Raw genomic sequence first — 15305 nt, forward strand, 5'->3', positions numbered from 1 at the left:
TCCCCGCCGTATCGGCGGGCACCGTGGCCATGAACCATGCGAAGCCGACGCCGAGGCCTGCCCGGTGACGGCCCCGCGCCGCGCGCACGCGACGCGGGGCCATGACCTGTTTACCGCGCTGTCGCCTTACTGCGCGACGGCGTTGGAGCAGGCAGTGCCGTTCTCGCCGTGCAACACGTCGTAGCTCTTCTGACCTGCCGGCAACGGGTTGGCCTGTGCCGGCAGCAGGCTGCGGTAAGCCGGGTCGTACAGCGCCGACAGGAAGCAGGCCTGCGACTGCGCATGGAACTTCACGCGGCCGGTGCCGTAGCTGCTGTCGAAACCGGCGACGCCAAGGTCGTTACCGCCGGTCCCCGCCACATACGCCAGCGAGTCGTACACCGATCCGGTCAGGGTCACGTTGCGCTGACGCAGCGCCACGGCGTGGTCGGCACGTTGCTGCGCAGTCGGGTTGGCGGGCAACACCGGCACGGTCGCGTTGGTCAGCTGACGCTGATGCTGCAGACCGAGCAAAGCCAGAGCGGCCACGTGCGGTGTCGCCGAGGAGGTGCCGTTGAAGCCGTTGGCACCGTAAGACATCGTGTCGACGTTGGCGAAGTTGGCCATGTCGGGCTTGGCGTTGCCCGCCGCCTGTCCGTTCGGGCGCGCGCCGCCGGCCGCCAGCACCGGGCCGCGCGAGCTGTAGCCCTCCAGGTTCGAGGTCGCCGCGTCCAGCGCCGCCACCGTGATCACGCTGGCCGAGTCGGCCGGGTGGATCAGCGAACGTTCGGCCTGCGCGTACTGCGGTGTGTAGTAGCCGCCGATCATCAGACGCAGGAAGTTGTTCGCACCGGCGGTCTTGCGCACGACGCGCAGACCGAACTTGCCGCCGCCGGCGAAGCGGTTGGCGTTGAATACGCCGTTGCATTCGGCGGTGCGGGTGGCGGCCGGCGGAACGAAGGACACGCCTTCCAGCGGCGCCTGGCCGGCGCGGCCGTCCTGGGCCTCGTCCGACTGCGTCGCTACGACCCAGCCGGCCGGGGTGATGATGCGGCCGTTGCGGCGAACCGCATCGGCCCAGCGCACCAGCTCCAGCCGGTAGTCGGTGTCGGCGGTGTTGTTGGCATTGGCCCAATCGTTCCAGCCCAGGGTCGCGCTGATGTCGTAGTCGTTCTGATCCGCCAGGCTGAAGGCGCCGACCGGGATGCAGCCGTTGAAGTTCGCGCTCAGGATCAGCCGGTTGACGGTGTCGATGCCCGCTGCGGACACATCGAAATCCTGCTGCACGGCGTTGCCCAGGCCGGCGGTGCTGCTGCCGTCCCAATGCTTCTGCGCTTCGTTGCCGGCGGCATTGAGGATCAGCACACCGTTGCGCGCGGCCGCCTCGATGGCGTCGTACAGACCCTTGAGGTCGCTACCGGTGCCGGTGCCGTCGCCGGGTGCGTACAGGTTGAAACCCAGCGACGCGGTGATGACCTGCGAGCGCGGCTCGCCCAGGATGACGTTCTGGTCGCTGAGATTGGCCGCATCCTGGATCGCGCTGACCCAGTCGGCAGCGCCGTAGTTGTCGTAGAGGCGCAGTTTGGCCGCCGGCGCGATGTCGTGAACGATTTCGGCCACCGCGTTGCCGTGGTTTGCGCGTACGCGATAACCGAATTCGCCCTCGCTCGACGGCGTCATGGTGATCTTGTCGGGCTCGGCGACAGTGTTGCTCGGCCATTCGCCCTCGGCTTGCAGCGCCGCAATCTGGCCTTCGGCGTTACCGAAATGGTCGACGATCGCGATGTTCAGGCCCTCGCCGCGCAGATCCCTGCGCAAGTTCTCTGCGATCTGCTGATAATTGCCGAGCGTGCGCAGATGATCGAGGTTGCTGGCCGCAGCGCCATCGGTGAAGGCAGCGGCCTGCGACAGATTCATCAACGAGACCCGGGCCACCGATTGCAGGCTGGCCACCCATTCCAGGCGGGCCAGCGGCACCTCCGCTTCCAAGGTCGGCGAGCCCTTGACCTGGATCGCCTGCAGACCGGCGGCCAGCAGCGTCTCGCGCAAGGTCGACGTTGCGCGGTCGAGCAGGCTGGGGTTCTGCACTTCCTCGAAGCTCAGCGCCAAGCCTAGGTTGACCTTGACCTTCTCGCCGTCGCGGAAGCGCAGCGGGATGCCTGCGCGATCGAGCGCGGCGATCTGCGCGGCGGCGCTGACCGTCTGCTTCGCAGCGCCCTGAGCGCTGACTAGGCCCCCGGACGCCGCAGCACCCGTCGTTGCCGCGGTCGACGACGCCGCGTTGGCCGCCTGAGTCTGCGCGAGCCACTGCACCGCATCCAGCAATTGGCCGCTGCCGAGCTTGGCCTGCGCATCGTTGCGCGGCGTGGGCGCGAGGTAGGCGACGTTGCGCATGCTGGCGCCGGTAAAGGAGCCCGCGGCGCGGGAGCTTGCGGCGAACGCATCGCCGGGCGCACCGAGCGACCGTTGCTGCGCATCCTGGCGCGACCACATCAATACGGTCGCGCAAGCCGCGGCGAGACCGAGCACGGCGAATGTCTTGTTCGAAGGGATCTTCTTCATTCTTTGCCTTTCCTATTCGTGTGATTGCAAGCACGGAACACCGTCGCCGATGGGCGCACGCCCGCGGCAGGCCAAGGCGAAGACCTTGTTCCGGCGAATGGAAACCTCGATGAGAGCCGTTCGTGCGCAAGGCGCTTCGAACCGGCTCACTAGATCAAACGTGACGCGCGTTTAATTCCCCTACCGCGGCGTCGAATTTTTCATAGAACGAATCGCAATGACGTCTCGCGTGGGGTGATCCAGCGAACTTGCGTTAGGTTCGAGCAGACGCTTCGAACAGACCGTTCGAGCAGGCGATCGGATTCGATCGGACATCCGTGACAGCGTTGCCCGGCATTCCGTTTCCGTTGAAACCGAAATGCGCGCCGTCGAGCGGATACTCCAACGGTTTGCGTCGCCCCAACGGCGATACCGGCGCGCAATGCAATGAGGCCGCGTCCCTCCCGGACGCGGCCTCCTCTGCCCTCCCTGCAGCATCCGCACGCCCCGTGGGGTTAAACGAGGTCGTGCAGGATATTGTCCGCCGCCTGCAAGGCCAGGGCGGCGATGGTCAAGGTCGGATTGGCGGTGGCGGTGCTCGGGAACACGCCGCTGCCGACCATGTACAGATTGGAATGATCCCAGGACTGTTGCCGCGCATTGAGCACCGAATCGCGCGGGTTGCTGCCCATGCGGTAGGTGCCGATGATGTGACCCGCGCCGTAGAAGGCGAAACGGTCGCCCTTGTATTCGAACAGGCTCGCCGTCGCCGTATCGCCGCTGGTTTGCACCGGCCCCGGCAGCTGCGTGTATTCCTTGGCGCCGAGTGCGTTGAAGATCTGCGTCGACACTTGCTTGGCCGAGACGAAGGCGTTGCGCACATAGTCTTCGCGGATGCGGTAGGTCACCGCCGGGCGCGGCAGGCCGAGGTGATCGCGCAGCGACGACAACTGCACCCGGTTGTCGGGATCGGGCAGCTGCTCGATCAGATAGCCCAGGCGCAACTGGCGCACGTAGATCGCGTTGAGCGTGTTCACCAGACGGGTGCCGAACAACTTGCTGAAGGCCGACAAACTCGGGTCGAAACGCAGGGGTTGGTTCTGCTGGTTTAGCGAGTCGCCGTTCAATTGCGTGTTGTTTTGGCCGAAGATGAAATCGGACAGGGTGGTATTGGGGTCGTTGGTGGCCCAGTTCCAACCCTCGTTACCGATCTCGATGCGATAGGCCGCACGCTGGCTGCGGAAGGCGCCGTCGCGCGCCGCCTCGATGCCCGACGTCGACAAGGGCCCGCGGAAGGCATAGATCGGATCCTTGGCCAGGCCCCAGGCCAGGTACATGACATGGTCCATGAGGTTGCGGCCGACCTGGCCGGAGCTGTTGGCGACGCCATTCTTCCAGCCCGGATTGTTTTTCGACATCAGCAACAGCTTCGGCGTCTCGATCGCGTGCGCGGCCAGCACATAGAGCTTCGCCGACACCGTGCCGGTGCCGGTGGGCGGCCCGGTCTGGCTGTCGTAGGTGATGTAGTCGATGCCGCTGACCCGGTCGCCGCTGAGGCGGATGTTGCTCGCCACGGTCTTGTATTGGATCTGCACGTTGCCGGTCTGCAGGGCCTGGGCCAGGGTCACCGATCCGTCGTACTTGGCCTGGATCGGGCAGATCGGGATGCAGTTGGTGTTGCCGGCGCACTGGCGGCGGTTGCCGGGCCGCGAATTGCGGCCCTGCGGCGTCGGCGTGACGAACAGCGGGATGTTGTCGATCTTGAGCGTGGTGACTTTCTGCGCATACAGCACGTCGTTCATCGACTCCACGATGCCCGGCATCGGGAAGCCGTAGTTGTCGCCGTACACGCCGCTGGGTTCTACGTCGAAGGTCTTGTACAGATCGACCATCGCCTGCTTGTCGGCGGACACGCCGATCACCTCGGTGGCCTTGCGGTAGTACGGCACCAGGTTCTGGTAGAACTGCACCCCGCCGGGCCAGTCGACGCCTTGGCCGTACTTGGTCTTGAGCTGGAAATCGTTGGGCAGATTGTTGAGCGAAGTACCGAGCCAATGCCAGGTGGTGCCGCCGGCGACGCGCTCGTAGGAACTGCCGAAGGCGAAGGTCAGTTCCGGGCTGTCGGGCGCTATGCCCTGCTTCGGGGCGTTGTAGACGAAATAACTGATGTTCGGGTTCTGCCAGGCATTGATCTGCAACACCGTGTAGCGCGGCGTGTTGAGGCTGGACGGGTTGGGCTGGCCGAGCGGATTGTCGGCGGTGGCCGGGACGGCGCCCTGAATGGTCGGCGGGTACGGCGACTCGGGAGTCTTCGCGTTGGACGTAAAGAAGGTCTGCAGGTATTCCTCGCGGCTCTTGGGTACCGGGGGCCCGCCTTCGAGGATCAGCACCTTCTTGCCGGTCTTGCCGATCTGGTAGGCGATGATCGAACCGGCGATGCCGGAGCCGACGATCACCACGTCGAAGCCGCCGGTAGGCGTGACGATGCTCATACCGGGTTCTCCAGGTAGGCGCTCAGCGGCGGCGGCGGGTTGGCCCAGTAACCGTAGTTGTAGGTGGTGCTGCCCATCGGATGCGATTGCATCACCCGCCAGACCAGGCCCTGGGTGTAGCTCTCGGCCGAGATCACTTCGCTGAAGGTTTGGCCGTGAGTGGACGCGGGGGTGTCGACGACCGTCGGCCAGGCGCCGGCATACCACAGGAACAACAGTTTCCGGCACGGGAGTTCGTACTCGGGCTTGTCCGCGAACAGCACCGCTACCACGCGCTCCTCGCGATCGGGCGTATTGCCCAACACCCGCTTGTCGATGAGTCTGTACCAGAGCAGGATGTCGTCGACCGTCGCCTGAGTCACACGCTCGGCGAAGGTCTTCAGATACAGGGACTTGATGTCGTGGGTATCGTCATCAGGCGCCAGCGCTCCGCGCTTGAACCCGGTCAGGCCGATGCTGAGGCTGATGAAAGTGTCCATGGGGGTCATCGAAAGGCTCCTTATTGCGCGCGCTGCAGCAGGTAGGTGAAATCCGAGGTCATGCCGTTGGTCATGGTGGCGTTGTTGTGGCAGCCCATGCAGCTCGACGAGCCTTGCTGCGTCTTGCCCTGGATGTAGGTCTCCAGGGTCGCGTTGGCGAGGAAGACCGGCGCGGGCGTGCCGCTGGGGTCGATCGGGTTGTTCGCCTTGGTCGGCCACTGCGTGCTGATCAGCTCGTAGTTGGCCCAGACCGAACTCGCATTGGCGCTGCGCAGCAAGGCCTGGTATTGGGCGTTGAGCTTTTGCGTCGCATCGGTCAGCGGAATCTCGCGCACCACCTGGGTCGGCTGGGTGTAGCTCGCGTTCGGGTTCCACGGCCGTGGCGGCGGCTCGTTGGCCAGGCAGGCAGTGCAGTTCTTTTTGAAGAAGTTATAGCTCGGCTTCGACTGCGGCTCGCCCAGGCTCGGCGCGTTGTCGACGTGCTCGAAGGTCGACCACACCCACTGCGGTGCGCGCTTGGTCTTGTGCACGATGTGCAGGCCGACCAGTCCCATCGTCTGCAACTTGCACGACGCCGACACGCCTTCGTGCTCGCCCGGGTTGGTGTAGACCAGGGCCTTGATGGTGTGGAAGCGGCTCGGGTCGTCGTTGCCGCTCATCACCTTCCACGAGGACTTGATCATGATCGCGCCGACGTTGCTCGGCGTCTGTTTCTGGGCGAAGTCGGCCGGCTTGTTGAAGGCGGCCTGGCCGGCCTTGCTGTACAGCTGGTCGCTGACGATGCGGTCGAACATGTCCTGGTTCATCATGATCGCGAAGCGCACGTACTGGCCGTTCTGGTCGATCAGCGGGCCGGTCTCGAACGGCTCGGCGCTTTCGTCGAGTACGTTCGGGGTCTTGCCGACCTGGGTCAGGTTGAGAGTGCCGTCGCCCATGCCCTTGCACACTTCGGGCGGCGGCGAGTCGGTGCCCCACGCCGGCGGCGTGGCGCCGCCGGGCAGGAAGACCTCGCGACTTTCCTTCCAGTTTTCCCACACCGTCGGAAGGTTGGCGCCGATGGTGGTGCCGGTATTCGGATTGCCGTTGGTGCCGGCGGGCCAATTCACCGCAACGAAGGTCTGCCACGACAGCAGATCGAAATCGTCCTGCAGGTCCTGCAGGCTTGGATTGCCCTGAGTCACGTCGACGTCGAGCGGAATCTGCCAGCTCAGCGGCGGCAAGGTGGCGAGCTTGCCGTCGGCAGCCTGGGCACGGATATCCGCGCGCGTCAGTTTGTCGTGCGGCTCGGGCTTCACGCCGCTGTCGGCGCAACCGCCCAAGGCGATCAATGCTGCGGACGCCGACAGCATCAGACTGCGGCGGTATCGGTGTGTCATGGCGGGACCCCTGCTCCTTGGTCTAACGAAGCGAAGGCTTTCGCTTCGTCGCGGTGCAGGCAGCGTCCCTGTGCTGGTGTATTGCGATTCCACGCCGACGAATCCGGCTTGGCTGGCGATCGCAATCGCTGGCTCCACTCGCATCGAGCGCAGAAGCTACCGATGCGTCGCGGGCAAAAATGCGACGCGCGCGGCAAAAGAAAAATATCCGGGATTTATTTGCGTTCGCGCCGCCTACGCTGTCCTGCAACGCACTTCGTTTGCGTTACTGCTTACAGCGCACGCGTTGCGCCTGCGCATCGTTAGCGAGCGCAAGCGTGGGTGAGCGAAGGTGAGTGCGCGATGGATGCGCGCGTGGCAGCGCGAACCGGTAGGCCTATCCAAGCACGCGAACCTGCGGTGCCTCGATGCAGGCGCCTCGACTCGGCCGGTCAGCTCTGCGGCGCGCGGCGCGCCTGCACCACTTCCGCACGCGGCGGCGCGCCGAACAAACGCTTGTACTCGCGACTGAACTGCGAGGGGCTCTCGTAGCCCACGCGATGCGCGGCGACCACCGCCTCGACGCCGTTGACCATCATCAGCCGGCGCGCCTCGTGCAGGCGCAACTGCTTCTGGAACTGCAACGGCGACATCGTGGTCACCGCCTTGAACTGATGGTGCAGCGACGAAGTGCTCATGTGCACCTGCTCGGCCAGGGCTTCGATGCTCAACGGTTGCAGATAGCACTGGCGCAGCACCGCCACCGCCTTGGCGATACGGTTGGAACGGCTGTCGCTGACGGTCAGCGCGCGCAGACGATGGCCGAGGTCGCCCATCAGCACGCGGTAGAAGATTTCGCGCAGGGCCAGCGGCGCCAGCACCGGCAGGTCCTGCGGCGTATCGAGCAGCCGCATCAGGCGCAGCACCGCATCCATCAGGGTCTTGTTGACGCGGGCCGCGTACAGGCCGAGATCGGCCGAATGGTGGCTGCTGCCGTAGCCGCGCTCGGCCAGCGACTGCCCGGCGTCGACCAGCAAGCGGGCGATGTCGGCCGGGTCGATGTCGATGCGCAGGCACAGATAGGGCTTGTCGGGCGTGGCCTCGACGACCTGGCCGATCATCGGCAGGGTCACCGACACCACCAGGTAATTGAGCGGGTCGTAGTGATAAGTGCGGTCGGACAGAGTCACGACCTTGCGGCCCTGGGCGACGATGCACAGGCGCGGTTCGTACACCGAGGGCGAGCACTCGGTCGGCGCGCTCATGCGGATCAGCTGCAGGGCGCCGACCCCGGTCGGGTGCACTCCGTCGCCGTGCGTCAATCGGGCAATCCGGTCGACCAACTCGGCCAGCGCCGCGCAGCTTCCGCGTTGGGCGATCGATTCTGCGGAAGTATTGGCGTTCATGGCTTCCCGTCGACTATCGGGTTGCGACGATTATCGGCACGAATCTGGCCTAAGACTGTGCCGCTTCGGCCGAATTGCAGGAATAGGCAATGATGCAACAGTAATGTACTAACGCGCCGGCGACCCAGGGACTAAGTTATGCCCAATCTCCCGTCGGATGCCACGGCAAGGGTCCGGCGGGCGACGAGCCTGCGCGCGACGACGCCGTCCTGAATGGGGCGACGCCCGCCGACCGCGGGCATCGGCTCCGGAGCGGGCCGTGCGGACCGGCGCGGCAGGCGCCAGCCCGATTCGTCCCACCGGGCCGGAACCCGACCGCCAACGCCGCGGACGCCGACACGCCGTCGAACGCCCGCCGCCGCTTGCGGCAAACGCACAGTCATTGCCACGTCATGCGACCGACTACCCGGCCGCGCAGCGCGGACCACCGCTCCACTCATCCAGCCGTCGGAAACCCCTCGCGATGTGGATAGTCCAATACGCCCTGAGCCGCCGCTACACCATCGGCGTCCTGGCGATCCTGATCCTGCTGTTCGGCGTGTTGTCGGCGCGCAAGATGCCGACCGACATCCTGCCCGAGGTCGGCATCCCCTCGGTCAACCTGGTCTGGACCTACACCGGCCTGCCCGCGGCCGACGTCGCCGCGAAGATGACCTCGTTCTCGGAGGCGGCGATTCTCAACACCGTCGACGATCTCAAGGAAGTGCGTTCGGAAACGCTCAACGGCGCCAGCATCGTGCGCATCGATTTCCAGCCCACCGTCAGCCTCGACCGCGCCCTGGTGCAGATCACCGCGGTCTCGCAGACGATCCTGCGGCGCATGCCGCCGGGCACCTCGCCGCCGCTGGTGGTGCGCAACAACGTGTCGAGCACGCCGGTGCTGCAACTGGTGCTGTCCTCGGACTCGTTGACCGAGGCCCAGCTCTACGACTACGCCCGCCTGCAACTGCGTTCGCAGATCCAGACCATCCCCGGCATCCGCATGACCCTGCCCTACGGCGGCGCGCCGCGGCAGATCATGGTCGACCTGGACCCGGCCAAGCTGCAGACCTACGGCCTGACCCCGGCCGACGTCACCGGCGCGCTCGAACGCGGCAGCCCGACCCTGCCCTCGGGTTCGATCCGCGAAGGCCGCCGCGAGATGCAGATCTCGATCGACACCAGCCCGGCCACCGCGGCCGAGTTCCTGGAAATTCCGGTGACTGCGCGCAACGGCGTGGTGATCTACGTGCGCGACGTAGCCTCGGTGCGCGACGGCGGCGCGCTGCAGACCAACATCGCGCGCATGGACGGCTCCAGCGCAGTGTCGGTGGCGCTGATCAAGCTCGGCGGCGCATCCGCGGTGGAGATCGTGCGCGCGATCCGCGAACGCCTGCCGGAAATCGAAGCCTCGGCGCCGCCGGGCACGCGCATCCAGCCGATCTTCGACCAGTCGGTGTTCGTCGACAACGCGATCGGCTCGATCGAACACGAAGCGGTGCTGGTCGGCCTGCTGGTGGCCCTGGTGGTGTTGGTGTTCATCGGTTCCTGGCGCTCGAGCATGATCGTGCTGTCGGCGATTCCGCTGGCCCTGCTCGCCTCGGTGGCGATGCTCCATCTGCTCGGCTACACCTTCAACGTCATGACCCTGGGCGGCCTGGCGCTGGCGATCGGCATCCTGGTCGACAACGCGGTGGTCGACGTCGAAAACACCAACCGCAACATCGCCCTGGGCAAGGACGTGCGCACCGCGATCCTCGACAGCGCCAAGGAAGTGGTGTTCCCGGAGATGGTTTCGACCATCGCGATCTGCATCGTGCTGACGCCGATCCTGCTGATGACCGGGTTGTCGGCGTGGGTGTTCACCCCGCTCGCATTGGCGGTGATCTTCGCCATGCTGGCCTCGTTCCTGCTCTCGCGCACCCTGATCCCGGTGCTGTGCTACCTGCTGCTGCCGGCCGACATCGCCAGCCGCGCCAACCCGCGCTGGGCGCCGGAAAAGCTGTTGCTGAAGGTCAGCCATAAAGTCGAACACGTGCTCGACCGGCTGCGCGACAAGCACCATGCGCTGCTGATCCGGCTCGGCCATCACGGCGCCGTGCTGGGACTGGTCGCGGTGCTGGTGTTCGGCGCCGGCGCGCTCGCAGCGATGTCGCTGGGCCGCGAGTATTTCCCCCAGGTCGACGCCGGCCAACTGCGCCTGCAAGTGCGCCTGCCGACCGGCACACGCCTGGAAGAGACCGCGGCGCGGGTCAGCGACATCCAGCGCGAGATCCGCAGCATCATCCCGCCGGCCGAACTGCAGACGGTGTACGAACAGATCGGTGTGCCCGACGCGATCAACCTGTCGCTGGTCGACAGCACCGTGGTCGGTTCGTTCGAGGCCGAGATCATGCTGCAGCTGCGTTCGCCGCACGCCAACAGCCACGATTACCTGGTCAAGATCCGCCAGCGCATCGCCGAGCGCTTCCCCGACGTGAAGCTGTTCGAGCGTCCGCCCGACGCAACCAGCCGCACCCTCGCCGGTTCCGCCGCGGCCGCCTTCGAGGTGCGCCTGATCGGTCGTGATGTGCCCGGCAACCTCGCCGCCGCGCGCCAGATCGAGCAACGCCTGCACCAGGTGCCGGGCGCGGTCGATATCGCCCTGCGCCAGGTGCTCGACCTGCCCGAGTACCAGGTCAAGATCGATCGCACCCGCGCCGCCCAACTCGGCCTCGACGCGCAGCAGGCCAGCCGCGCCGTGCTCGCGGTGCTCGGTTCGGCCGGCACGGTCTCGCCGGTGTACTGGACCGACACCGTCAACGCCATCGCCTACACCGTGCAGGTGCAGGCGCCGATCGACCGCCTGCAGAACATCGACGCCCTGCTCAACGCGCCGCTGCGCATCGGCGCCGACGGCCAGGCGGTGTTGTTGCGCAACATCGCCACGGTCACGCCGCGCAACGTCCCCGCCAGTATCGCCCGCACCACCCTGGCGCCGACCATCAGCGTGGTCGCCAACGTGCAAGGCACCGACCTGGGCTCGGTCTACGACCGGCTGACCGCGATCACCGGCGAGCTCGGCGCCCAGCTCAAGCCCGGCAACCGCATCGAGATCGTCGGCCAGGCCGGCGAGATGCAGAGCGCCTACGGCGAGCTTGCCGCCGGCTTGTTGATGTCGGCGATCCTGGTGTTCCTGGTGCTGGTGGTGAACTTCCAGTCGTGGATCCAGCCGCTGGTGGCGATGTCCGGCTTGCCGGTGGCGATCGCCGGCGCGGCGATCGGCCTGTTCGTCACCGGCACGCCGCTGAGCGTGCCGGCATTGATGGGCGTGATGATGGTGATCGGCGTCTCCACCGCCAACAGCGTGCTGGTCACCAGCTTCGCGCGCGGCCTGATCGCCGACGGCCACGACCCGGAACTGGCCGCCTACGAATCCGCCGCAGTGCGTTTGCGCCCGGTGTTGATGACCGCCTGCGCGATGGTGCTCGGCATCATCCCGATGGCGATCGGCCTGGGCGACGGCGGCGAACAGAACGCGCCGCTCGGCCGCGCGGTCATCGGCGGCCTGCTGTTCGGCACGCCGGCCACCCTGATCCTGGTTCCTTCCATCCTGGCCGTGATCGGCCGCCGCCGGAAACCGCAGGCGCAGACCGACCCGGTCGGCGCCGCCGCCATCGCCGCAGGAGTCGCTCCATGAACATCGTCCTCAACGGCCCGCTGTTGCGCACCGCCCTGGCCGCGGCCCTGCTGGCCGCGCTGTCGGGCTGCGGCCGCAGCGACGCGGAGACCGCACCGGTCGCCGCCCTGCCCGAAGTGCTCACCGTGCAGGCCAAGGCCGCCGACCCGATCACCGAGCTGTCCCTGCCCGCGCGCGCGCAGGCCGGCGAGTCGGCACAGTTGTACGCCCGCGCGACCGGCTTCGTCAGCGAACGCAAGGTCGAACTCGGCGACCGCGTCGCCGCCGGCCAGGTGCTGGCGACGATCTCCGCGCCGGAGATCGACCAATCGGTGCGCGAAGCGCGCGCCGTGCTCGCCCAGACCGCGGCCGACCAGGAACTGGCCAAGGTCAACTACGACCGCGCCCAGGCGCTGATCGGTTCGGGCGCGATCTCCAAGGAATACTTCAGCGACCGCAAGGGCAGCTTTGATGTCGCGGTCGCGGCGCGCAACGCCGCCCAGGCGCGCCTGACCGCGGCCCTGGAACGGCAGTCGTTCCAGGCGGTGCGCGCGCCGTTCGCCGGCGTGGTGGTGGCGCGCAACATCGAGCGCGGCGACCGCGTGGTCGGCGATTCGGCCTCGGCCAGCGCGCCGATGTTCGAGGTCAACGTGCTCGACCCGCTACGCGTGGTCGTCGACGTGCCGCAGAACGCCGCCCTGCAGATCGAACCGGGCCTGGAAGCGGAAGTCAGCTTCCCGGAATTGCCCGGGCAGGTCTTCAAGGCCCAGGTCGCACGCAGCGCGCGCAACCTCTCGCGCGAGGCCGGGGCGATGCGCACCGAACTGCGCCTGCCCAACCCTGACAGCCGCATCCCGGCGGGCATGGTCGGCACGGTGCGCCTGCACCTGCCGCGCGCGGCCGCGGCGGTGGTGCTGCCGGTGTCGACCGTGGTCCAGCGCGCCAGCGGCGCCCAGATCGTCGCCCTCAAGAGCGACTCGACCATCGCCTATCGCGACGTCACCCTGGGCCGCAACCTCGGCAACGAGATCGAGATCCTTAGCGGCGTCCGCCCGGGCGAGACCATCGTGCTGGCGCCGAACGCACTGCTAGCAGAAGGCAACAAGGTTCACGCCAAGGCGCTGCCGCCGCCGAAGAAGTCCTGATCACCCGTTGCCCGGCGCTGGCTAGGCAGAGGTTAGTGCGTGGGTTGCGCTGCCCGGCGTTTGCTGGGCAGACGCTGCAACACCCCTCGCGAAGGCCGACTCGCCCTGGCGCTCACCGGACAACCGGTCTAGCGGACACGCCGAAGCCTTCCCCTGCTGGGCACGGGCTGCCGAGCGCGGGGAAGGGTTTGCTTTCGAACAGACTCAGTGGGACGCGACCGCAAACACGACGCGGGTCGCGCCGATGCGGGCCTCAGGCCCGCGCGGTCCCGCTCAGAGCCGCGAAGCCGATCAAGGCTTGCTGTCGACGTGGCCGTAGCTGATCACGCGGCCGACTTCCCAATGATCGGCCTGCTGGCGCCAGATCAGCAAGAAGTCGCTGATGCCGTCGCACTGTCCGGTCTTGACCTGGCAAAAACGATGCTGCCCGGTTTCCAACGCACCGTAGTTCTTGATCGCACGCACCTTGACCGTGCCCGGGATCAGCTCGCGACGGATCTTGCCGCAGGCGCCGGCACGGGTCTGGGCGATCATCGATTCGCGCGTCCAGGAGACGCCGCCGATGTCGTGATAGAACTCGACGTCGGACGAGAAATAATCCGAATAGCGCTTGAGCTGCTTCGGATCGGTGCAGCGGTTGAACGCGTCGAACACCTGCGTATCGAGCCCGGCGATGGTGTCGTGCAAGGCCTTGTCGGCGGCACTGGTGTCGGCGGTCGCAGCGGCAGGCGGGGCAGCCGGTGCGGCGGGCGCATTGGGTTCGGCGGCGGAAGCGATCCCGGCGGGTAAAGCGAGCATTGCGGTGAAGCCGAGTACCCAAGCCAACTTGATCATCGATCCACTTCCCTTGTGTCGGTCCGGGGATCATAGCCGGAGCCGGCTGCTTCGTCGCCTGTCGGGCCTCGCGCGCCCGCGGCGACGGCCCTGAAACGCAGGAAAACCAGGGCCTTGGGGCGGCCCGGATCGGCCCGGATCGGCCCGGATCGGATCGGATCGGAGCAAGCCGGATCGAATGGGGCTGGCCGGCCCAAGCAGTGCCGCGGACCGATCGCATCCGTGGCCCGCGGCCGGCGCGATGCCGACAACGACGATCGAACCGGCATCGCCCCGTCGGCTAGACCGGTCCGCACCGATTCATTCGTCCTGCGCCAGCGACGACGAGGCCGCGTCGATGGTCCCGATGCCGGCCAAGGGCAGCATGCACAGCGCACGCTCGCCCGCCATCGCCGCGCTATCGCCCGCAACCTGGACGGCGGCGGTCTCGAGCGCCATGGCCTTGCGCGCTTCGGCCAGGAGCGGCAGCAGCTTGTAGAACGAGTTGGCGACAGCGCGCCGACCCATCGCCGAATAACGGTCGCCTTCGCACAACGCGAACCAGGTCGCGTCGTACAGGGCCTGCATGGCGCGGCTGGGTTCCGGGCCGCGATCGGGACGGGTCTCGAACGTCATGGCGCACTCCACTCGGCCGCGCGATGGCCGATGACGACACCTTAGCGAGCCGACGTCTCACCTCGAGATACGCGCGCCGCATTTATGGACTTCGTTCATGCGCACGTCATGTCATGACCTCATGCCGTAGGGATTCGGTTCAGCCCATCCGCATCGCAGCGTGAACCACGGCGCAAATCGCGCAGGCCATGCGATTTCGCCCCGGCCATCCGCGCCCGCGTGTCAGCCGGTGGGACGCGGCGATGGAAGGCTGATGCGGACACGAACACGGCCGCCTGGTCCGCCATATCGGACCGGCCCTGCCGCGTTCGACCTGCCTCCCCGCGACGACTTCGCGTCGGCGCCTTTCCCAAGGATTCGATCCATCCATGAGCGACATCATCGATCAAGCGCAGCAATTCGAGGAGATCAACCTCGCCCAATCGCTGCAGGCCCATCTACTGGCCGCGGAAGCCATGACCCGGCCGCTTGCGGCCGGCTACTGCTTGAACCACGCCTGCCTGGAACCGTTCGACGACGACCCGCAGCGGCTCTATTGCGGCCCGTCCTGCGCGGAGCGGCATCATCGGCAGATGCAGCGCGATGGTCATGCGCTGCGGCGCAAATAATTGGATACGCCGTTTGGCTTCAGGCCTGCCCTGGAATGGCGGGTTACCTGAATCCTGCTGTCGATTTGAAGCTCTGGCGTGTCGTTGCAGTTGCAGTTGCAGTTGCAGTTGCAGTTGCAGTTGCAGTTGCCGAGATTTTGATCTGCTTTGCTGCTTTGCTGCTTTGCTGCTTTGCCGGTCAAGTGGAGACCCGGAGGGCGGCGCACAGGACGTG

Annotated in this window: 10 protein-coding genes; 3 read left to right on the forward strand and 7 right to left on the reverse strand. The window is 66.7% G+C overall.

The annotated features are described in order from the left end of the window. Positions 1 to 126: 126 nt before the first annotated feature. The 5 genes from EX88_RS0110565 to EX88_RS0110585 form a co-directional block, all read right to left on the reverse strand. Positions 127 to 2541, reverse strand: a complete 2415-nt coding sequence (locus EX88_RS0110565; RefSeq protein WP_031371961.1) for a S8 family serine peptidase — start codon at positions 2539 to 2541, stop codon at positions 127 to 129. 494 nt (positions 2542 to 3035) lie between these two features. Further along, positions 3036 to 5012 (reverse strand): GMC family oxidoreductase, encoded by a 1977-nt coding sequence (locus EX88_RS0110570; protein WP_031371962.1) that lies wholly within the window; start codon positions 5010 to 5012, stop codon positions 3036 to 3038. Then, a complete protein-coding gene (locus EX88_RS0110575) occupies positions 5009 to 5500 on the reverse strand; it encodes a hypothetical protein (protein ID WP_031371963.1) in 492 nt (163 codons plus the stop codon). The genes EX88_RS0110570 and EX88_RS0110575 overlap by 4 nt, the downstream gene beginning before the upstream one ends. 11 nt (positions 5501 to 5511) lie before the next feature. Next, positions 5512 to 6867 (reverse strand): hypothetical protein, encoded by a 1356-nt coding sequence (locus EX88_RS0110580; protein WP_235186240.1) that lies wholly within the window; start codon positions 6865 to 6867, stop codon positions 5512 to 5514. A gap of 431 nt (positions 6868 to 7298) precedes the next feature. Next, complete coding sequence (locus EX88_RS0110585) at positions 7299 to 8252, reverse strand: AraC family transcriptional regulator (protein ID WP_031371965.1); 954 nt, start codon at positions 8250 to 8252, stop codon at positions 7299 to 7301. Between the two features lie 463 nt (positions 8253 to 8715). On the opposite strand from EX88_RS0110585, the gene EX88_RS0110590 reads away from it, so the two are divergent. Then, on the forward strand, positions 8716 to 11910 hold the full coding sequence (locus tag EX88_RS0110590; protein ID WP_036148567.1) for an efflux RND transporter permease subunit: 3195 nt from the start codon (positions 8716 to 8718) through the stop codon (positions 11908 to 11910). Further along, on the forward strand, positions 11907 to 13034 hold the full coding sequence (locus EX88_RS0110595; RefSeq protein WP_051884923.1) for an efflux RND transporter periplasmic adaptor subunit: 1128 nt from the start codon (positions 11907 to 11909) through the stop codon (positions 13032 to 13034). Before EX88_RS0110590 ends, EX88_RS0110595 begins: the two co-directional genes overlap by 4 nt. A gap of 291 nt (positions 13035 to 13325) precedes the next feature. Here EX88_RS0110595 and EX88_RS0110600 read toward each other — a convergent pair whose 3' ends face one another. Further along, positions 13326 to 13868, reverse strand: coding sequence for a nuclear transport factor 2 family protein (locus EX88_RS0110600; protein ID WP_223620756.1), 543 nt, complete (start codon positions 13866 to 13868; stop codon positions 13326 to 13328). A gap of 300 nt (positions 13869 to 14168) precedes the next feature. Beyond that, positions 14169 to 14483: a hypothetical protein gene (locus EX88_RS0110605; RefSeq protein ID WP_031371969.1), complete on the reverse strand. Its 315-nt coding sequence runs from the start codon at positions 14481 to 14483 to the stop codon at positions 14169 to 14171. A 368-nt stretch (positions 14484 to 14851) separates the two neighbouring features. Here EX88_RS0110605 and EX88_RS0110610 point away from each other — a divergent pair, with 368 nt between their 5' ends. Continuing rightward, a complete protein-coding gene (locus tag EX88_RS0110610) occupies positions 14852 to 15091 on the forward strand; it encodes a hypothetical protein (protein ID WP_051884925.1) in 240 nt (79 codons plus the stop codon). The last annotated feature ends 214 nt before the right edge of the window (positions 15092 to 15305 follow it).

It is taken from the genome of Lysobacter antibioticus (assembly GCF_000731095.1).
Classification (GTDB): Bacteria; Pseudomonadota; Gammaproteobacteria; order Xanthomonadales; family Xanthomonadaceae; genus Lysobacter; species Lysobacter antibioticus_B.

Coding starts and splice junctions, on each gene's coding strand:
- EX88_RS0110570 (WP_031371962.1), bottom strand. CDS start 5,012: ATGAGCATCGTCACGCCTACCGGCGGCTTCGACGTGGTGATCGTCGGC.
- EX88_RS0110565 (WP_031371961.1), bottom strand. CDS start 2,541: ATGAAGAAGATCCCTTCGAACAAGACATTCGCCGTGCTCGGTCTCGCC.
- EX88_RS0110585 (WP_031371965.1), bottom strand. CDS start 8,252: ATGAACGCCAATACTTCCGCAGAATCGATCGCCCAACGCGGAAGCTGC.
- EX88_RS0110610 (WP_051884925.1), top strand. CDS start 14,852: ATGAGCGACATCATCGATCAAGCGCAGCAATTCGAGGAGATCAACCTC.
- EX88_RS0110600 (WP_223620756.1), bottom strand. CDS start 13,868: ATGATCAAGTTGGCTTGGGTACTCGGCTTCACCGCAATGCTCGCTTTA.
- EX88_RS0110605 (WP_031371969.1), bottom strand. CDS start 14,483: ATGACGTTCGAGACCCGTCCCGATCGCGGCCCGGAACCCAGCCGCGCC.
- EX88_RS0110575 (WP_031371963.1), bottom strand. CDS start 5,500: ATGACCCCCATGGACACTTTCATCAGCCTCAGCATCGGCCTGACCGGG.
- EX88_RS0110590 (WP_036148567.1), top strand. CDS start 8,716: ATGTGGATAGTCCAATACGCCCTGAGCCGCCGCTACACCATCGGCGTC.
- EX88_RS0110595 (WP_051884923.1), top strand. CDS start 11,907: ATGAACATCGTCCTCAACGGCCCGCTGTTGCGCACCGCCCTGGCCGCG.
- EX88_RS0110580 (WP_235186240.1), bottom strand. CDS start 6,867: ATGACACACCGATACCGCCGCAGTCTGATGCTGTCGGCGTCCGCAGCA.